The organism is Enterococcus sp. MSG3290, from assembly GCF_050555565.1.
In the GTDB taxonomy this organism is placed as follows: domain Bacteria; phylum Bacillota; class Bacilli; order Lactobacillales; family Enterococcaceae; genus Enterococcus_B; species Enterococcus_B faecium.
Genome location: NZ_CP187862.1, coordinates 1,609,216 through 1,627,135, shown reverse-complemented (window position 1 = coordinate 1,627,135; position 17,920 = coordinate 1,609,216). Strand labels below are relative to the sequence as shown.

General features: G+C 36.9%; 19 protein-coding genes, 1 pseudogene and 1 riboswitch. Of the genes and pseudogenes, 16 read left to right on the top strand and 4 right to left on the bottom strand.

What is annotated here, in order from left to right:
- Nucleotides 1-2 precede the first annotated feature (2 nt).
- The 3 genes from IGL31_RS07775 to IGL31_RS07765 all read left to right on the top strand — a co-directional run bounded on the left by IGL31_RS07775 (nt 3) and on the right by IGL31_RS07765 (nt 2,266).
- On the top strand, nt 3-929 hold the full coding sequence (locus IGL31_RS07775; RefSeq protein WP_002289263.1) for a manganese-dependent inorganic pyrophosphatase: 927 nt from the start codon (nt 3-5) through the stop codon (nt 927-929).
- Between the two features lie 181 nt (nt 930-1,110).
- Nucleotides 1,111-2,007, top strand: a complete 897-nt coding sequence (locus IGL31_RS07770) for a DUF1803 domain-containing protein (RefSeq protein WP_010727823.1) — start codon at nt 1,111-1,113, stop codon at nt 2,005-2,007.
- 133 nt (nt 2,008-2,140) lie between these two features.
- Nucleotides 2,141-2,266: a GNAT family protein gene (locus IGL31_RS07765; RefSeq protein WP_002296999.1), complete on the top strand. Its 126-nt coding sequence runs from the start codon at nt 2,141-2,143 to the stop codon at nt 2,264-2,266.
- A 133-nt stretch (nt 2,267-2,399) separates the two neighbouring features.
- On the opposite strand, the gene IGL31_RS07760 is transcribed toward IGL31_RS07765, so the two are convergent.
- On the bottom strand, nt 2,400-3,032 hold the full coding sequence (locus tag IGL31_RS07760) for a hypothetical protein (protein WP_002289266.1): 633 nt from the start codon (nt 3,030-3,032) through the stop codon (nt 2,400-2,402).
- Between the two features lie 147 nt (nt 3,033-3,179).
- A complete protein-coding gene (locus IGL31_RS07755; RefSeq protein ID WP_002289260.1) occupies nt 3,180-3,722 on the bottom strand; it encodes a DUF2179 domain-containing protein in 543 nt (180 codons plus the stop codon).
- 134 nt (nt 3,723-3,856) lie between these two features.
- On the opposite strand from IGL31_RS07755, the gene IGL31_RS07750 reads away from it, so the two are divergent.
- The 4 genes from IGL31_RS07750 to IGL31_RS07735 all read left to right on the top strand — a co-directional run bounded on the left by IGL31_RS07750 (nt 3,857) and on the right by IGL31_RS07735 (nt 6,960).
- A complete protein-coding gene (locus IGL31_RS07750; RefSeq protein WP_002297001.1) occupies nt 3,857-4,246 on the top strand; it encodes a hypothetical protein in 390 nt (129 codons plus the stop codon).
- 3 nt (nt 4,247-4,249) lie between these two features.
- The gene (locus IGL31_RS07745) at nt 4,250-5,014 is read left to right on the top strand and encodes an alpha/beta fold hydrolase (protein ID WP_002289259.1); all 765 of its coding nucleotides are present in this window, start codon (nt 4,250-4,252) and stop codon (nt 5,012-5,014) included.
- Nucleotides 5,015-5,142: 128 nt separating this feature from the next.
- Entirely contained in the window at nt 5,143-6,090 is a 948-nt protein-coding gene (locus IGL31_RS07740; RefSeq protein ID WP_002289258.1) for a LacI family DNA-binding transcriptional regulator, read from the top strand.
- A gap of 129 nt (nt 6,091-6,219) precedes the next feature.
- The gene (locus IGL31_RS07735) at nt 6,220-6,960 is read left to right on the top strand and encodes a hypothetical protein (protein WP_086300130.1); all 741 of its coding nucleotides are present in this window, start codon (nt 6,220-6,222) and stop codon (nt 6,958-6,960) included.
- A 297-nt stretch (nt 6,961-7,257) separates the two neighbouring features.
- Here the strand turns inward: IGL31_RS07735 and IGL31_RS07730 are convergent, their stop codons facing one another.
- Nucleotides 7,258-7,926 (bottom strand): YitT family protein, encoded by a 669-nt coding sequence (locus tag IGL31_RS07730; protein ID WP_086300129.1) that lies wholly within the window; start codon nt 7,924-7,926, stop codon nt 7,258-7,260.
- A 133-nt stretch (nt 7,927-8,059) separates the two neighbouring features.
- Here IGL31_RS07730 and IGL31_RS07725 point away from each other — a divergent pair, with 133 nt between their 5' ends.
- From IGL31_RS07725 to IGL31_RS07690, 8 genes and pseudogenes are all read left to right on the top strand, one after another.
- Nucleotides 8,060-8,347 (top strand): hypothetical protein, encoded by a 288-nt coding sequence (locus IGL31_RS07725; RefSeq protein WP_002324669.1) that lies wholly within the window; start codon nt 8,060-8,062, stop codon nt 8,345-8,347.
- 416 nt (nt 8,348-8,763) lie between these two features.
- Nucleotides 8,764-10,302, top strand: coding sequence for an ABC transporter permease/substrate-binding protein (locus tag IGL31_RS07720; RefSeq protein ID WP_002289765.1), 1,539 nt, complete (start codon nt 8,764-8,766; stop codon nt 10,300-10,302).
- The gene (locus IGL31_RS07715; protein ID WP_002338210.1) at nt 10,299-11,264 is read left to right on the top strand and encodes an ABC transporter ATP-binding protein; all 966 of its coding nucleotides are present in this window, start codon (nt 10,299-10,301) and stop codon (nt 11,262-11,264) included. Before IGL31_RS07720 ends, IGL31_RS07715 begins: the two co-directional genes overlap by 4 nt.
- Nucleotides 11,251-12,573: a dihydrolipoyl dehydrogenase family protein gene (locus tag IGL31_RS07710; protein ID WP_086300128.1), complete on the top strand. Its 1,323-nt coding sequence runs from the start codon at nt 11,251-11,253 to the stop codon at nt 12,571-12,573. The genes IGL31_RS07715 and IGL31_RS07710 overlap by 14 nt, the downstream gene beginning before the upstream one ends.
- Nucleotides 12,574-12,635: 62 nt before the next feature.
- Nucleotides 12,636-12,740: riboswitch (TPP riboswitch) on the top strand.
- A 73-nt stretch (nt 12,741-12,813) separates the two neighbouring features.
- A complete protein-coding gene (locus IGL31_RS07705) occupies nt 12,814-13,557 on the top strand; it encodes an ABC transporter permease (protein ID WP_002297003.1) in 744 nt (247 codons plus the stop codon).
- A gap of 14 nt (nt 13,558-13,571) precedes the next feature.
- Nucleotides 13,572-14,564, top strand: a complete 993-nt coding sequence (locus tag IGL31_RS07700) for an ABC transporter substrate-binding protein (RefSeq protein ID WP_002339393.1) — start codon at nt 13,572-13,574, stop codon at nt 14,562-14,564.
- An 11-nt stretch (nt 14,565-14,575) separates the two neighbouring features.
- The gene (locus IGL31_RS07695; protein WP_002297010.1) at nt 14,576-15,313 is read left to right on the top strand and encodes an ABC transporter ATP-binding protein; all 738 of its coding nucleotides are present in this window, start codon (nt 14,576-14,578) and stop codon (nt 15,311-15,313) included.
- Nucleotides 15,303-16,026, top strand: a pseudogene (locus IGL31_RS07690) (TatD family hydrolase). Before IGL31_RS07695 ends, IGL31_RS07690 begins: the two are co-directional and overlap by 11 nt.
- An 83-nt stretch (nt 16,027-16,109) precedes the next feature.
- Here IGL31_RS07690 and IGL31_RS07685 read toward each other — a convergent pair.
- Entirely contained in the window at nt 16,110-16,733 is a 624-nt protein-coding gene (locus tag IGL31_RS07685) for a LysM peptidoglycan-binding domain-containing protein (RefSeq protein WP_086300127.1), read from the bottom strand.
- Nucleotides 16,734-17,127: 394 nt separating this feature from the next.
- Here IGL31_RS07685 and IGL31_RS07680 point away from each other — a divergent pair, with 394 nt between their 5' ends.
- On the top strand, nt 17,128-17,820 hold the full coding sequence (locus tag IGL31_RS07680; protein WP_086300126.1) for a DNA-directed RNA polymerase subunit omega: 693 nt from the start codon (nt 17,128-17,130) through the stop codon (nt 17,818-17,820).
- The last annotated feature ends 100 nt before the right edge of the window (nt 17,821-17,920 follow it).

Below are 17,920 nucleotides of genomic sequence, written 5' to 3'. Positions count from 1 at the left end.
ACATGTCAAAAATTTTAGTTTTTGGTCACCAAAATCCAGATACAGATGCAATCGGGGCAGCCATTGCGTTTTCACACTTGCAAAATGAATTAGGTAAAGAAACAGAAGCAGTTGCTCTAGGTACACCTAATGAAGAAACACAATACGCATTAGACCACTTTCAGCTATCTGCACCACGAGTAGTAGAGTCAGCTAAAGCAGAAAATGCAGATGTCATGCTTGTGGATCATAATGAATTCCAACAAAGTATTTCAGATATCAGCGAAGTAAATATTTTAGCTGTAGTAGACCACCATCGTATTGCAAACTTTGAAACAGCTAATCCATTGTACTATCGTGCAGAACCAGTTGGATGTACAAGTACGATTATTTTAAAACTATATAAAGAAAACCAAGTAACAATTCCTAAAGAAATCGCAGGAATCATGCTCTCAGCTATCATTTCAGATACATTGTTGTTCAAATCACCAACATGTACGCCTGAAGATGAAGCAGCTGCAAAAGAACTTGCAGCAATCGCTGAAGTCGATCTAAACACTTATGGACTTGAAATGTTGAAAGCAGGAACAAATCTAAGTGATAAATCAGCTGCGGTTCTTCTTGATTTGGATGCAAAAAGTTTCCCAATGGGCAGTTCCAACGTTCGTATCGCTCAAGTCAATACAGTGGACCTTAATGAAGTGATGGATCGACAAGCAGAGCTAGAAGCAGCAATGGAAGATGAAATGAAAGCAAATGGCTACGATCTGTTCGTATTAGTTGTCACAAACATCTTAGACAGTGATTCAGAATTACTTGTTGCTGGTAAAGGAAAAGAAAAAGTAGAAGAAGCTTTCCAAACAACTTTGACCAACAACCGTGCTTTGCTTAAAGGTGTCGTTTCACGTAAAAAACAAGTCGTACCTCAATTGACGGCTGTATTTAGCTAATCAAATGGTAGTATGAAGCATTCAAAATGAATGGATAAGCGATTGATATAAAAAGAAACATAGAACATACTAAAGGCCGAAGAAATGGAGGAGAATAACAGTCAATTATGACTCTTGTTCTTCCTCCTTTTTACGTAAAAGCCTTTTAAGTAAAATAAAACGGATAGAAAAGAGAACATATATGAACTATTATTATTCAAAAAATAAGGAAAACTTTTATCAAAAACTGACCGATGATCCGCTTTTTTCTTCATTGACCGATTATCTATATGAACATCGAGAACAAGAAACGATTCTAAGAGAATTGAAAAAAGAATTTTCGCAAAATAAATTTTCCCATTTTCTTGATCTATTGATCGATGCAGGATTAATCAAGAGGGAAGAACGAAGATATCATTTGAACTTTCCAATATTTGATCCTAAAGATTACTTGCAACAAGCCACTTCGGCTGCTGAAACCATAGCTGAACAATTGAAGAGACTCTCTGTTGATGAACAAAAATTAGCGATGGGAGAAGTTATTTGGGCGTATTGTTTCGAAGATGAACGGAAAGAAGCGTATTTTTATGGAGTAAGAAACAGCCGAGAGACAGAATTGCTGAGGACAACTGCAGGAAATGAGAAGTACCGTTTTATCACACTTTCCTCTATAGAACACTTCCCGCTTACTTTGGCTAATTACTTTTTTGTACAGAAGAATCAGCTTCCTGTAACGAAGGCATTCAAAGAATTAGCCGAACTTATTGGAGACGTAAATGAATCGTACTTTTTTGATCAAATAGAAGTTATCGTTGACAGGATACGTAAGAATAAATATAAAAATCGCCGGCCTAGTATTTTCCATCAGTCTCTACTTGTGACGAATACTATAAAGGAAGAAGAATCATTCACATTAGAATTACCTATTGTCGAAAAAAACAATTTTGAGATTGAATTACCAACATTGGATCCTTCATTGACAATGGAGGAAATGGCCTTTCTTAAACGACAAATCTTTTCTGAGCTGAGCAAGAAATTTATACCGCATGCATTTTCTTATATCAAAGAATATGGAACAGTTTTAGTGAGTAAAACCTAAGAGAGCAGTAAGCAAAAATTATACTGACTCTTGCAGGAGGAGCCTTTCTCTTCCTTTATGGTTAAAAGAATTATTTGAGTATTTTGCCTATCTACCACTTATTAGATTCACTACATGGTCTGGAAACAAAGGAATGCAAAAAAATGGTGAGAAATGTGGAATGACAAAGGAAGTAGTGATAAGAAAAGTTAGATTTTTAAATAATCAATATTATGATTCAGTCAAGTATGGCATTTTATGGGAAGAACTAGCTGATTAGATTAGGAAGTCCATTTGATGATCCAGAATCACTAAGAAACGAATGGCGAGTCATTAATAATTTATCCAATCTTGGGTTATTCTTTTAGATTGAAGTGTTTAAAACTAAAAAAGCATTTATGAAGTCGTAATAGTCAGGCTTCAAAATGCTTTTTATTTTGTTTGTTTTTTCTTTGCCACATAAATACACCTAGACTGACGATGAAGAGCATATCCAACAGATTTCCTGCGACTTGAATCGTCGAAGGGTTGGTCAGTGGCATTAAAGCAAGGACAAAAAAGGAAAACAAGCTGTAAATAAAACAGGTGACAGGAACTAATCGAAAGAAGAGCGGACATTTCAATTGGCTAAAAATGAGTGAAAAAATAAAATAAGTAAAAATGGATAAAATCACGACTAAACCATTCATGATAAAGAAGAAAAGCGTATTGTGATTAAACGAATAAAAAAGAATTGCTAAAAAAGAAAACGTTTTAAATGCAATCAATACGCTTGAAGCTTCGTTTAACGTACCAGGATGTCGATGAAAAAAATAGGCACCGAAATAAACAGAAAACAGTAAGCCGCAAAGAGAAGACAAAATCAAAAAAAACGGATTTTCTTCGGCTTCTGTGATATCAGAATGATCCAAAAGCAACCAGCCTAATGCACTAGAAGGCGCATGTGAGGTCTTAAGGTATGAATAACATAGAAAAAATAAGATCGTCAAAGTTGCAAAAAAAGAGCCTAAATGTAAAAAATTAGTGGTTCTACGTTGAATTTCCATAATATCTCCAAATTAAATTGATAAGTATATAAAGTATAATAACAAATTGATGAGTATATGTCGATGTTTTTTAATCAAAATAATAAATAAAAACTGTCTAACATTTAAAATTTAATTTAGATATTAGACAGTTTTTAAGTTTGTGAGTTATTTTCCTTGTCGTTTTCTCACTTTTTTAGTCCAGAAACCACCTGAAATATATTTTGGCTCATAAGAAATGATAAAAGCACGCTCTTCGATTTCTTTGATCAGGCGATACAGTTCACGTTCGCTTTTTCTAGGAGAAAGTATTTCGAGAACTAGCCGCTCACCTTCCAGCCCCATTGCAGAAGTCTGTGTCACACCATAACCGTGTTCTCTCAGTATACCCGGCAAACTTTTATCTTCTGCGCTATTTGCTGGCAAAATCGTTGTGACCATGATGTATCCTAATGCCAATTTGTCTTCAATCAAAATTCCGACACTGATACCTACTGCGTAACCTAACGCATAGACAAATAAATTCAGTGGATTATCTAAACGATCTAAAACAAGGGATAAGCCGACGATATAAATCGTGATCTCGACCATACTGACAAGTGGAGCAATCAGTCGATAGCCTTTCATTGTCAACATGAAACGTAACGTGTTCAGAGTGATATAAGCAAAATTAATGAGGAAGATCATCCCCAACATTTTTGGATCAATCATTTGTAAAACTCCTTTCATTTATATAACAACAATATCAAAAAAAATCGTAAGTGAAGAAAAATTGAAACTTTATACATACAAAAAAATGATAAAATGATTATAATAGAATTATAAAGATAGGTTAGGTGATTAAAATGAAAACGGTCAATCGTGTGTTTTGTGCCAGCCACGTGCTAAGTCTCCTTCTCAGTATATACTTAGGTGTCTATTCGATTCAACAGCCAATTGAGGTAGAGAACATTGTTTTTCAGATGTCGCTGACAGATGGTTTAATTTTAAGCGTTTTTTTCTTTTTGATACTGTTTATTGGTAATATTTTCGGTAGCGTTGCCAGTTTTTTGAATTTTTCTATTTATCCACTCCTTTCGCTAGCATTAGGAGTGGTGGGACTTTGTTCTCTGTGCTTATTTCCCGAGCCATTCAGTCCTGCATTTATATTATTTGGTACACTGAACCTGTTCCAGACAACTGTTGGAGCATGGTTGCTATGGCGATCAGGAAATTTAATGAAAATAGGTGAGTAACAATTGAATCCAATTATATTGAAACGTTCTGTCCATCATATTCCAGTGTTAGAAGTTGTTCTGAAAGAATTAAGAGAGGAACGTATTCCCGTTGTCATCTATTATCACGGATGGCAGACAAGTAAGGAGTTAGTTTTGACGCAAGGAAGAAAAATTGCGCAGCAGGGCATTCGTGTGATCCTGCCAGATGCGATGAATCATGGGGAGCGCAAACAGCCGGTTTCTTCTATTCCATCCTATACATTTTGGGATAGCATCTACGGAAATCTGTTTGAATTTGACACACTTATCAAGCATTTAGAAAAAAGAGGTCTTCTACATGATCAGCTTGCAGTTGGCGGGGTTTCGATGGGGGGAATGACAACATGCGCCTTGTTGGCTAAACATCCTCATATAGTAGCGGGCGTGTGTTTGATGGGTTCCCCTGCACCTTTGGAATATGGAAAAGAAATCGTAAGGCGCGCATCGGAATATAATTATGTCGTACCAAAAGACTATTTTGATTTGATTTCATGGGTTAAGAGCTATGATTTGTCATTGCAGCCGGAAAAGTTAGCTGGACGTCCTCTGTTCTTTTGGCATGGACAAGCTGACGAAAAAATTCCTTATATACAAACGGAACGATTTGTAGAAAAAAATCGGCATAAGTCTTACGGAAAAGAAATTGTTTTTCGTTCCTCAAAAACACAGCGACATATGGTACAAATACCACTAATGGAAGAAGCTTCCACTTTTTTAGCAAAAAATTTGATAAAAAAGTATAAATAATTGAAACGGAAAATCACTCATGACGATAGAGGATTTTCCGTTTTTTATTTTGGGCTATAATAAACTCTGTTAGGAAAATTTGGTATAATTGATAGTAAGAATGACAACATGTTAGAAAGGAAGAGAGCATGCCCACTTTAGCAGATGTTGCAAAACGTGCCAATGTTTCAAAAATGACGGTCTCTCGAGTCATCAATCATCCGGAACAGGTGACTGACGAATTGAAAGAGTTAGTTTTCTCAGCAATGGCTGAACTGGATTACCGTCCAAATATTGCTGCAAAAGCACTTGTCACGAATCGGTCGCAGATCATCAAATTATTTATACTGGAAGAAATCGACACAACTGAGCCCTATTACATGAATTTGCTGATGGGAATCGCTAAACGGATCGGTAAAGCGCATTATTCTCTCCAATTAGTTACAAATGATGCCTTCGACGTCGGTTCTTGTGATGGATACATCATCACAGGTGTCAGAAAAAAAGACTTCGATTGGATCGACCGTTTGGAAAAACCAGTTGTCTTGTTTGGGGAAAATTCTGAAGGATATGATTATGTAGACAGCGATAATGAATATGGTACAGCAAAAGCAACGCAATATGCCTTAGAAAGAGATTATCAAACGATTATTTATATCGGTATCGAAGTGGACGAGCCTTTTGAAATTTCAAGGGAAACTGGTTATTTATCTGTGATGAAGGAAGTTGATCTTCCTAGTAAAATCTTGCGGTTTCCAAATCATTCGACAGAAGTAGAAAGATATATGACAGAAAACTGGGCAGATTTTACAGATAAAACTTGTTTTGTATGTAGTTCAGATCGGCTAGCACTAGGAGCAGTAAGAGGGATTATAAATGCTGGAGGACACTTGCCCGAAGAATTTGGTGTGATTGGATTTGATGGGGTATTTTTAGACCAAATCAGTTCACCTAAATTGACAACGATCAAGCAAGATATTATACGTATGGGTGAAGTATGTGGAGAAATGTTGTTAAAAAAAATAGAAGAAAAAGGGGCGAGTCAAGGTTATCGTCGTTTTTTTCCTGAACTAGTTATCAGAGAGACAACGAATTAAGTCTTATTACTATATATATATTTATGAAATTCATCGCTATTTTCTTAAAATAATCAGCGCATTGCTACTGAAAACAATGAATCTGTGCTATTATTGAGAAAAGTTCCATTTTTGAGAAGGATGGTTTGAATGAAAGAAATCAGACGAAAACATTTCCGTTTTCCTGCGTACGATGATGAGTTAGGCGTAAAATTAACCAACGACAAGAAGCGAGTATTATTTGACGGACAAGAAGATCTTTTGACTGAACAGAATCAGTCCCCGTTTGAGCAGATGAAAGAATTTCATTTCACGAACACGAACACCGAGAAAATCCGTCGCAAGCGTCGTGCAACAAATGGATTGAAGTCAGCTCCGCGTAAGGAAAATTTGGAAAAGCATAAAGGAAAATTACCGGATTATACCGGCCATTACCAATCAGAAATCACATCGACAGGACGAAAAAAACTTTTTGGTGATTCCTCTCGTTCTGTCAGACAAAGTGAAACAAGGACAGAGTCCAAGCATACTACACGAAACGCATCTGTTGACACGAAGGTGCGGGAACGTTCTTATTTTGTTCCTAAATATGTACCAGCATCGATTATCCCAGACCCTAGAGAAAGCAAAATTTCTGAGGATCATTTAATCGAATCGATGAAAAAAACGGATGACTCTTATCTGTTGTTCGATACTGAACCGACGCCGTATCAAGAAAAAAGAAATGGTGAGCCGTCTGTACGAACATTCAATCGAACAAAAATGTTAGAGGAAACAAAGCAGTCAGAAGAAAAAAAATCGAAAAAAAGCCATGGTATCTTAGAACGCTCATTACAAGGATTGATCGATGATCAAGGAAACTCTTTGGGAGAAAATAGCTATTTTAAATAAGTGATATACAAATTTATATTCGGCTACAGTTGGAAAGGAAACGCTGCGGCGTTTCCTTATTTTATACTCTATCCGAAAGTTTATATCGTATCCTCAGATTTTTTTGAGTTTAAGCGAATTTTTTCTCCCAATAAGTAAGAAAATAATGGCAAAATAAAAAAACAAACTATTTTCGCAGATCGTTTGCAAAAATAGTTTATTTTTTATTTTTTTATAAAGAAGATTTTACTGAATAATATCATTTTAGTTTACATAATGATATTTCTGTAAATTAAATAAAGTAGTGAAAAATAAGAATCAGTGCTCTAACTGTTCAAGAGGATCAAGTGGTTCAAATGTTTCTGTAGTCTGTTTTGCTTCCAATTGGGGCAAAACAGATCCAATTTCCAGATACTTCACTTTATTCAATGTATAAGATAGAATAGAACAGCTAAGTATTGTATACAGAAAATGTGTGAGATCCAAATAAAGCAAGGAGACAACTAAAATACCAAAAGTAATCAAGAAAAGACTTTTGCCAATCTTAATATGAAAATATTTTTCAATGGCTTGATAAATGATATCTGTTCCGCCTGTACTTCCGCCGAATCGAAAGACGAGACCGCAACCAATGCCAGAAAGAATACCTGTCATCAAACTATTGATCAGTAGACTATCTACAGCAAAATGTATATGAAGGCTCTCCCATAAATGTAAAAAGAAAACTAGCGCAAATGTTCCGACGATCGTCCGGAGAAAAGCGTGTTTTCCAAAAAGAAACAATGAGATAAGCAATAAAGGTAAATTAAAAAGCAGTGAAGTGACAGAAGGAGCGAATCCAAAAAGATTATGCAAAAGCAAAGCAATACCAGTAACCCCACCATCTGCCAGCTTAGATGGAATATTGATTCCTGTCACAGCTAATCCGTAGATTCCTGCGCCTAAAATGATTCCGCACAATTCTGTAAATAAATTTAATTTTTTCATTTCTAGCCTCTTTTCTTTTGAAAATTTTCAGCAACTTCTTTATTATACTGACTTATACTCTTACTTCAAGAGGAAAATGAAAAAAAATTATTTTTGGCTGTTTCTTTTTATTTATCAAATAAGGAGTGGAAAAATGCGAGCAGCAGACTTATTGACAATTCTTACAAAATCACCCAAAAAAACAGAGTATAAAGGAGTTTTTTTGGCTCAAGAACAAAAACTGGTGCCTGTGACAATGGTCCAGATAAATAAAGCAAATCAATTTATCTTTTTATTTGAACACGGCAAAGCACCACTTGCTATGAAAGACATCTTTCTTTTTTTGATGAAGAACCGTGAGAAAGCTGTTTATTATCAGTCAAAAGAAGAACTCATTCCGCTTTATGGAGTGAAAGAGATAGAAAATAAAGTGGTGATATAAGTAAAAATAAGAAAACAAGACGTTTATGATGTCAAAACAACCGTTTTTTACATTTTTGGCAAAAAAGTGTCATGATACAGTATAATATTCGTTGAACAGGCCAATAAAGGTGTTCTCCCCCACGAGATTTCTACTTTATTGGCTGTTTCTTTTTATTAAAATAAAAGTTGTGTGTGTAAAAAAGATATAGCTGATTCCAAGTGACAATTTCGTATAGATTTTTATGGTATTCGTAGTGAAAAAACGAGAACCAAAAAGTTGATCCGACTTTGTTGCTTGGATTCTTTTTTTGTCAGCATATTTAGAGGTATTTTTTTCTTTTTTTTTGTTCGTGCTGTAAGGTTAAGGCAAGACAAGTTAGTTGGGAAAAAGGAAAGAAATGTTTATACTTAAAGAATAACAGAAAGGAAGGTCGCATGAATAATTTTATACAAACATTAAGTGAAAGAAAAGGCGAGTTGCTGGAAGCTGCATTTCAACATCTGTCCATTTCTCTCATTTCTTTGCTGATTGCAGCACTGATTGCTATTCCTTTAGCGATTTGGGCAGCCAATCATAAAAAAATGGCAGAAGTCTTATTGCAGATCACGGGTGTGCTCCAAACGATTCCTTCACTTGCCTTATTAGGTTTACTTATCCCATTTGTAGGGATCGGAACTGTTCCAGCATTGATTGCACTTGTTATTTACGCTTTGCTTCCGATTTTCCAAAACACGTATATTGGTCTAGCTGAAATTGACCCGTCTATTGAAGAAGCAGCGGTAGCATTTGGTATGTCCAGAATGAGACGCTTGCTGAAAGTAGAGCTTCCCATCGCATTACCTGTCATTATCTCAGGTATCCGAACTGCCTTAGTTTTAATCATCGGTACGGCTACTTTGGCAGCATTGATCGGAGCAGGTGGATTAGGGACATTTATTTTGTTAGGTATTGACCGAAATACACCTGTTTTGACATTGATTGGTGCGATCAGTTCTGCCTTGCTTGCAATTATATTCAGCGGACTGATTCGCTGGTTGCAGCATAAGAAACCTCGATATTCCATCATTACTTTAGCAGCAGTGGTGTGTTTATTTGGCGGCGTTTCTTTATATCAGTCTGCCTTGTTTAAAAATGAAACCATCACGATTGCTGGAAAATTAGGAGCGGAACCTGAAATCCTGATCCAAATGTATAAAGAATTGATTGAAGACAACACAAAAACAGAAGTTGAATTAAAACCGAATTTTGGCAAGACGAGTTTTTTGTTCAATGCACTGGATCAAGGTCAAATCGATATCTATCCTGAGTTCACAGGTACTGTCCTAGAAAGCTTGGTGAAGGTACCTGAAGCAATGAAAAGTGCTGATTTGACAAAAGAAAAAACATATGACGAAGCAGAAGAATTATTGAATAAGCAATTCGATATGACATTATTAAAACCAATGGCTTACCAAAATACGTATGCCTTGGCAGTCAAGAGATCTTTTGCGAACGAACATCAACTTAAAAAGATTTCCGATTTGGCAGCTATCTCTGATCAGATCAAAGCGGGATTCACACTGGAATTTATTGATCGTTCAGATGGATATAAAGGAATCCAAGAAGCATATGGCTTGAATTTTTCAAGTGTACAAAGCATGGAGCCAAGTTTGCGTTACCAAGCAATCAATAATGGAGATGTCAATATTGTGGATGCCTATTCCACAGATAGCCAGCTCAAGGAGTACGATCTAGTGACTCTAGAAGATGATCGAGGGTTATTCCCAGCTTATCAAGGCGCACCGCTGATGAAAAAAGATTTTGCTAAAGAACATCCTGAAATCGTTAAAGCACTGAATAAATTAAGCGGAAAAATAACAGAGGATCAAATGATTGATATGAATTACCAAGTCAATGTCGAAAAGAAAAAGCCGACAGAAGTAGCACGAATCTTCCTGAAAAATGAAGGATTAGTAAAGGAGGAAGATCAGTGACTAAATTAATCGAGTTCAAACATGTGCAAAAAAAGTATGATAGAAAGTATGTCATCGATGACCTAAATCTGGCAATCAAAAAAGGAGAAATCTTTGTTTTGGTTGGTCCTTCCGGTAGTGGAAAAACAACTACTTTGAAAATGATCAATGGATTATCTAAACCATCAGCAGGAGACATCTACTTCAAAGGAAAATCGTTAAATGAATATAATCTGCAGAAAATGCGGTGGAATATGGGATATGTGCTGCAGCAAATCGCTTTGTTCCCGACCATGACAGTCAAGCAAAATATTGAAGTCATCCCTGAAATGTTAGGTTGGGAAAAGCAGAAAAGAGCAGACCGTGTAGATGAACTTCTTCAAAAAGTTGGCTTATCTCCTGATATTTATCGAGATCGTATGCCTAGAGAGTTGTCTGGAGGAGAACAGCAACGGATCGGGATCATCCGAGCTATTGCTGCAAGCCCAGATGTGATTTTGATGGACGAGCCATTTAGCGCATTAGATCCGATTTCAAGAAACTCATTACAAGAATTGGTTTTGTCCTTACACGAAGAATTGGGCACGACCATCGTTTTCGTTACGCACAATATGGAAGAAGCAATCAAGCTAGGTGATCGTATTGCATTTATGAAGGATGGAGAAATTATCCAATGTGACACACCAGAGCAGTTATTGATGAATCCTAAAAACGACTACGTTCGGCATTTCTTTGATGAACCGAAACAGACGAAAGAGTGGCGAGTAGAAGATTTAGTCGTCAATGGATATTTCTTAAATGAAATACCAGAAAATGCTCGTCAACAAGTTTGCTTTGATACGCCTATGAAAGAAGTATATTCGCTTCTTTCGGTGTATCCAAGCATTGTGATAGTAGAAAAGCAAAGAAGTATTGGGTCGCTGACAAGTAAAGAAATCTTTGCTTTTTTAAGTCGAGAGGAGGAAGGAAATGAAAACATATGATGCAATCGTCATCGGTTCAGGTGTGAGTGGCTTAAGTGCTGCTTATGGATTGAAAGAAGCAGGTAAAACAGTACTAGTGGTCGAAGAAGATCTATGGGGCGGGACTTGTCCTAACCGTGGATGTGATCCTAAAAAAGTCTTGTTAAGTGCAGTAGAGGCACGTAATCGGGTAAAACAATTGAGTGGAAAAGGTTTTAACGAGATCCCAACTGCCAACTGGGAAGAACTTCAAAAATTCAAACGAACATTTACGGATCCAGTCCCAGAAAGCCGAAAAAAACAATTAGCAGAAGCTGAAATCGATCATCTTTCAGGAACCGCTCGTTTTTTGGATGATTCATCTATTGAAGTCAACGAAGAAGTCTTCCATGCGGATTACTTTGTTTTGGCAACCGGGCAAAGACCTGCGATCTTACCAGTGGAGGGAAAGGAATACTTGAAAACTAGTGCAGACTTTTTATCATTGCCTGTACTGCCTAAAGAAATCATTTTTATCGGTGGTGGTTATATTGCTTTTGAGCTAGCTACGATTGCCAATGCTGCAGGGAGCAAAGTAACCATTGTCCATCATAATCAACGGCCATTAAAAGAATTTGAGGCGTCTTTGGTAGAGGAAGCCGTCCATCAAATGGAAGCATCTGGCATTCAGTTTGCTTTTGATGTTGAAACCCAAAAGATCATTTCAGAAGGTACTCGCTATCGTTTAGTCGGAAAAGAGACGGAATTAGTAGCAGATATGATTTTTTGTGCGACTGGGAGACAGCCGAATACAGAATCTTTAGCACTTGAACAAGCGAATGTCGTCTTTGATAAACACGGAATTGCAGTCAATGATTATCTGCAAACGAGCAATCCAAAAATTTTTGCGTGTGGAGATATTGTTTCAAGGAAAACCCCCAAATTGACACCAGTCGCCACTTTTGAAGGAAATTATGTAGCTAAGCGGATAACAGATGCAACAAGCGAACCTATCAAATATCCGATTATACCTACGATCGTCTACGCCAGTCCTAAACTTGCTGAAGTAGGAGTTACAAAAAGTCACGCTTCTTCGTCAGATCAAGTGGTAGAGATGGATCTTACCAGTTGGTTCACCTATCATCGTGTCAATGAACCAGTTGCTAAGGCTGAATTGACCTTTGACCAGCAAAATTATTTGATTGGTGCTGCAGTGATTAGCGAGCAAGCAGACGAATTGATCGATGATTTGACACTAGTCATCAATCAAAAATTGACTAAAAAAGAGTTGGATAGCTATATCATGGGGTATCCGACATTGGCAAGTGATCTCTCCTATTTATTGAAATAATCAGCATGATAACTAAAGCGCTTGTTGCTTTTTCCTTCTTGTGCTACACTTTAAAAAATGAATACCTGTTTCTGGGGATGTCGTAGACGACATGAGAGTAAGTTGTGAACTTAGACCCATTGAACCTGTCAGTTAATACTGGTGAAGGGAGAAACATAGCAGACGCTTGAAGCGGGTTACTATGTCGTGCCCATTTCAAGCGTTTTTTGTTATTCATATTAGAAGAAAGGAGGTAACAAAATGAAGAAAAATCTTTATCCAGCAGTCAGTATGGCATTCATTTTAATTATTTGGCAGATTGTTGTCATAGTTTGGAAAATACCTGCCTTTATTTTACCCGGACCTGCTGCTGTATTTTCTGCATTAGCGGCAGATGCACAAGTATTACTTTCCCATTCTGTCACGACATTAAATGAAGCAGTGCTTGGTTTGGTAATAGCTAGCGTTCTTTCTTTTATTACTGCCTTGGCAATGGATTATTGGAAGTTTTTAGAAATGTCTTTTTATCCGTTACTAGTGATTTCACAAATGTTGCCAATCATGGTGTTAGGGCCATTACTTACCCTATGGTTTGGTTTCGGTATGCTTCCAAAAGTGATCCTTGTTGTCTTGATAAGCTATTTTCCGATCGTAGTTTCTTTTTCGGATACATTGAGGAAAGTATCAAAAGAGCAAATCATCTTTTTGAAAACGATGGGGGCAGATACAGGGAAGATTTATCGAATATATAAAATACCAGCGGGTTTATCCGGCTTCTTTTCCGGTTTAAAAGTGGCTGCTACTTATTGTGTCAGCGGAGCAGTCGTTGGAGAATGGCTAAGCGCTCAAGCAGGCTTAGGGTATTACATGATACGCGTAAAAAACAGCTACCAGATCGATAAAGTTTTTGCTGCGATCATTTGTGTCATTCTATTGAGTTTATTGCTGAATGGCGCTTGTTCATTATTGAAAAAAGGGTATTATCGTATGCTTTATATTTTTTAAGAGAAGGGGATCAAATGAAAAAATTATGGCTTTTATTACCGCTACTGTTGCTTTTATCCGCTTGTGGCACTGCAAAAGAAACAAGTAGCAAACAAGAAACAAAGGATTTGAAAAAAGTGACACTTGTTTTGGATTATGTACCGAATACTAATCATACTGGCATCTACCTAGCAAAAGAAAAAGGCTATTATAAAGAGGCTGGTTTAAATGTCCAAATCATCGAACCAGGAGATAATTCGACAAGTATTGGTCTAGTAGGTGCGGACAAAGCACAATTTGGTGTAAGTTATCAAGAAGATGTCACTTATGCTCACGCAGATGGACAGAATATACCAGTCAAAGCAATTGCTACAGTGATCAAACATAATACTTCTGGATTCGCCACCCTATCAGACAGTAACATCCATTCACCAAAAGATTTTGAAGGAAAAACATATGCAGGTTGGCAAAGTCCAAGTGAAGAAGCTGTCTTAAAAGCTGTGATGGAAAAAGACGGCGGGGACTTTTCAAAACTGACAATGGTAGGAAGCAATGGAGAAGGGCCAGAAAGCTTAGGAAAATCCTCAGATATCCAATGGTACTTTGAAGGTTGGGATATGATCAAAGCAAAAGAAGCGGGTATTGAACTAAACTATATCCCATTGAAAGAATTAGATGAACGGTTAGATTACTATACTCCGGTAATTATTACGAATGATCAACTGATCAAAAGTGATCCAGAATTGGTACAGTCTTTTATGGATGCCACGAAAAAAGGCTATCAGGAAGCTATTAAGGATCCAAATGACAGTGCTAAACTGTTGCAAAAATATGCAAAAGAAAATGATCGGACGTTTTTAGAAGAATCACAAGCATTCTTGTCAAAAAATTATACGGATGATCCTGAGAATTGGGGATTGATGGAAGAAAAAGTTTGGCGCAATTATACAGCTTTTATGCAGGAAAACGGATTGATCAAGCAAGATGTACCTTCGCAAGAACTATTCACTAATCAGTTTATAAAATAGGAGTGATAGATATGTCAATCCAAATCAGCCACTTGAATGTAGTCATTGAAAACCTGAAAATATTAGAAGACATCCATTTCACTATCCCTAAAGATACCTTTACATCGATTGTCGCGCCAAGCGGAGCCGGTAAGTCAACATTGCTGAAAACTTTAACAGGAGTCCAGCCTATGACTTCTGGAACGATCAAAGTAGACGATCAAAAAGTAACTGGTCTCCATACAGCATTTAGTTATATGCCGCAAGAAGATATGTTACTTCCTTGGCTGAGCGTCTATCAAAACGTTACGTTATATCAAAAAATCAATCATCTAACAATCAATGAAGAACAAGTAAGGGATTATCTGGATATCTTTGGGTTAAACGGCTATGAACATTTTTTGCCGGAACAATTATCTGGCGGGATGAAGCAGCGAACGGCCTTGTTACGAACAATCATGAATCCTTCTTCTTACTTGCTTCTTGATGAACCATTTGGAGCGTTAGATGCTATGACCAGAGGGCAGATGCAAGACTGGATGTTGAAGCTGCCTAAAAAAGCAAAGCGGACTACTTTACTTGTGACGCATGATATCGAAGAAGCAATTTATTTATCAGACAGGATTCTTGTGCTTTCCGCCCGTCCGGCACATGTGATTGCTGAGATTCAAGTGCCTGAAAAACGACGGTCACGTGAATGGCTACTGCAGCAATCAGAGTTGAAGCAAACGATTTATCAGTTATTGGCAGGTGAATTAGATGTTAAGTGATGCTCATTGTCATTTAGATGGGAGTCAGAGTTTAGCACTCCTTCAGCAGGAACACACGATTTTGACGATCATCAATTGTGATTCGCCAGAAGAATGGAAGGAAAACAGACAGCTTGCAGCAAGTAAGACTCAAGCCTTAAGTTACGGTATCCATCCTTGGAAAGCAGATAGCTATACGTTTGAACAAGTTGAGCCTTTTTTGAAAAAAGCAAGGATCATCGGTGAAATAGGGTTAGATAATATTTGGACGAATGTACCGATGACTACACAAAAAAAAAGTATTTGAGCGACAGCTTGCTTTTGCAGCCATAAATGAGAAACCTGTTGTACTGCATACAAAAGGATGCGAAAAAGAGATCTTAAATTATATCCAATCTTACCCTAATCACTATTTGATTCATTGGTATTCTTCTTTGGACTATCAACAAGACTATATTGATTTAGGCTGTTATTTCAGCATTGGTCTTGATTTGAAAAAGAACCCAGCAGTCTGGCAACTAGCTAAAACAGTCCCAATCGACCACTTACTTATTGAAACGGATGGACTACATGCAGCAGAGTGGGCTTTAGGGGGGATTTTTTCAGAAAAAGATTATGTCTCACTGCTTGAAGAACAGTTAAAGACAATCGCTGAGATCAAAGAGCTATCAGTTGAAGAAGTTAAGAAAAATACTTATCAAAACTTGGAACGTTTCATTAGATTAGGTAAATAAAAAGGAGGTGTGACACTAGTTGTGTCACACCTCTTTTTGGCTTTCTTTGTATAAAAGTAAACCGTTCGATTAATAAATGAATCTTAGTACCAACCGTTTGCTTCCCAGAATGCTTTCGCCGCTTCCCAAGAACCATAACGTGAAGTAACATATTGTTCTGCCACTTTTTCTTGGTTCGCAGCAGAGTAGTCACCATTTAAGTAAGAAGAATCTAGTTGGTAACGCCCGATGTAACGTCCGTTCGTTGCTGTGTAAGAACCGCTTGATTCTTTTTGTGCGATCCATTCTTTTGCAGAGCTTGTACTTGCTGGAGTAGCAGCAGTTTCTGTTACAGCAGGAGCAGGTTGTGTTTCAGCAACAGGCGCTGCTTGTGTTTCCGTTTGAACCGTTTCTTGTACAACAGGTTGTTCAGCTTGGACTGGTGCTTCTTGAACGGCTGCTTGAGGTTCAGCAACTGCTTGTGCAGAGCCTTCTGTTGGGATTGTTAATTGTTGTCCTGAGTAGATCAGGTTAATATCAGAAATTGAATTTGATTCTGCAATGGCATTGATCAAGGAGTTATCACCAACGTATTTTTGAGAAATCGTTGATAGAGTATCACCTGATTGAACGGTATAAGCTTCGTCCGCATGAGCAGTCGTTCCCATGAAGAATGCAGCGCCGGCAGCCAAAGTTGTTCCAAAAAGTAAAGTTTTAAGTGATGTCATGAAAAATCTCCTTTATTCGTTAAAAAGTTTTATTTGTTGTGTTCAACGAGGAATACTTTAACACGTGAAAATATTTCATAGGTAAAAGAAGCATGACAATTTATGACAAATCCACGTTTTTTGTAATAAATACAGTAATCTATGAAATGAAAAGGGTTACGTTTAATAAAACTTGCTTTTTTGTTTTTGTTCACCATAAATATTTATTTAAGAAAGTATTAACCTGCATTTTTCTCTATAAAAAAGATTTTTTAAATAGATAAAAAAGGAGGATTAAATGAGTATTTGATAGTATTTATATTAAAATTACATATGTAATTTAAAAACGCTTGACATTGTGTTTGAGATCACTTACTTTTAGTATGTAAAAGTATTGGATTAAGGAGCTATGCAAATGAAAAAGAAATTTATTAGTGGTGGGATTGTCGTTGCATTTCTATGTCTAATTGGCTACACAGGCACGCGGTACGCAAATGAAATTATTTTGTGGGGTGGAGAGACAGATATTGATACAATCAATGAGAATCTGACACAGCTTGATCATACATTGACGGATAAAGAGCAAGCGATTACAGATCTTACCGCTCGACTAGCACAAAAAGAACAGACATTGCAAGATTCAAAGGCAGATGTCCAAGAATACCAAACAAAAGTAAATGAATTAGAAAACCAAAAAAATCAATCGGCAACAGAAAAACAAAACTTAGAAAGTCAATTAGTCAGCAAGGATGCACAACTACAAAGCAAACAAAATGAAATCAATGTCAAACTAGATGAGATCAACCAAAAAAATGATGAAATCAATCATCTGAATGCAGATTGGACAGCAAGACTACAAGAAGCACAAGCAAAACTTTCAGAATTACAAAATACTGTAAATGGTTTGAACCAACAAATCGCAACACTTACACAAGAAAAAACAAATGTAGAAACTCAGTTAACAGATACACAAAAGAAATTAGACGAAGCAACTGCTGAAAACTCAAGCTTGAAACAATATATTCAAAAGTTAGAAAAAGCAAAAGATGAAGTGGAAGATACAGCTGATAAATCTCAGCAAATTGTTGAAGAACATTTGCGTAAATAATCTTTCTTAACAAGTAAACCTAAATTAGTAAAGAAGCAACAGTAATCTATACTGCTGCCTCTTTTTTTTAGTACATGTCCTTCATCTTCGCAGGAAGTGC

Excerpts from the sequence above, each read along its gene's own strand:
- IGL31_RS07775 (WP_002289263.1), top strand. The coding sequence starts at position 3 with ATGTCAAAAATTTTAGTTTTTGGTCACCAAAATCCAGATACAGATGCA.
- IGL31_RS07770 (WP_010727823.1), top strand. The coding sequence starts at position 1,111 with ATGAACTATTATTATTCAAAAAATAAGGAAAACTTTTATCAAAAACTG.
- IGL31_RS07765 (WP_002296999.1), top strand. The coding sequence starts at position 2,141 with ATGCAAAAAAATGGTGAGAAATGTGGAATGACAAAGGAAGTAGTGATA.
- IGL31_RS07760 (WP_002289266.1), bottom strand. The coding sequence starts at position 3,032 with ATGGAAATTCAACGTAGAACCACTAATTTTTTACATTTAGGCTCTTTT.
- IGL31_RS07755 (WP_002289260.1), bottom strand. The coding sequence starts at position 3,722 with ATGATTGATCCAAAAATGTTGGGGATGATCTTCCTCATTAATTTTGCT.
- IGL31_RS07750 (WP_002297001.1), top strand. The coding sequence starts at position 3,857 with ATGAAAACGGTCAATCGTGTGTTTTGTGCCAGCCACGTGCTAAGTCTC.
- IGL31_RS07740 (WP_002289258.1), top strand. The coding sequence starts at position 5,143 with ATGCCCACTTTAGCAGATGTTGCAAAACGTGCCAATGTTTCAAAAATG.
- IGL31_RS07735 (WP_086300130.1), top strand. The coding sequence starts at position 6,220 with ATGAAAGAAATCAGACGAAAACATTTCCGTTTTCCTGCGTACGATGAT.
- IGL31_RS07730 (WP_086300129.1), bottom strand. The coding sequence starts at position 7,926 with ATGAAAAAATTAAATTTATTTACAGAATTGTGCGGAATCATTTTAGGC.
- IGL31_RS07725 (WP_002324669.1), top strand. The coding sequence starts at position 8,060 with ATGCGAGCAGCAGACTTATTGACAATTCTTACAAAATCACCCAAAAAA.
- IGL31_RS07720 (WP_002289765.1), top strand. The coding sequence starts at position 8,764 with ATGAATAATTTTATACAAACATTAAGTGAAAGAAAAGGCGAGTTGCTG.
- IGL31_RS07710 (WP_086300128.1), top strand. The coding sequence starts at position 11,251 with ATGAAAACATATGATGCAATCGTCATCGGTTCAGGTGTGAGTGGCTTA.
- IGL31_RS07705 (WP_002297003.1), top strand. The coding sequence starts at position 12,814 with ATGAAGAAAAATCTTTATCCAGCAGTCAGTATGGCATTCATTTTAATT.
- IGL31_RS07700 (WP_002339393.1), top strand. The coding sequence starts at position 13,572 with ATGAAAAAATTATGGCTTTTATTACCGCTACTGTTGCTTTTATCCGCT.
- IGL31_RS07695 (WP_002297010.1), top strand. The coding sequence starts at position 14,576 with ATGTCAATCCAAATCAGCCACTTGAATGTAGTCATTGAAAACCTGAAA.
- IGL31_RS07685 (WP_086300127.1), bottom strand. The coding sequence starts at position 16,733 with ATGACATCACTTAAAACTTTACTTTTTGGAACAACTTTGGCTGCCGGC.
- IGL31_RS07680 (WP_086300126.1), top strand. The coding sequence starts at position 17,128 with ATGAAAAAGAAATTTATTAGTGGTGGGATTGTCGTTGCATTTCTATGT.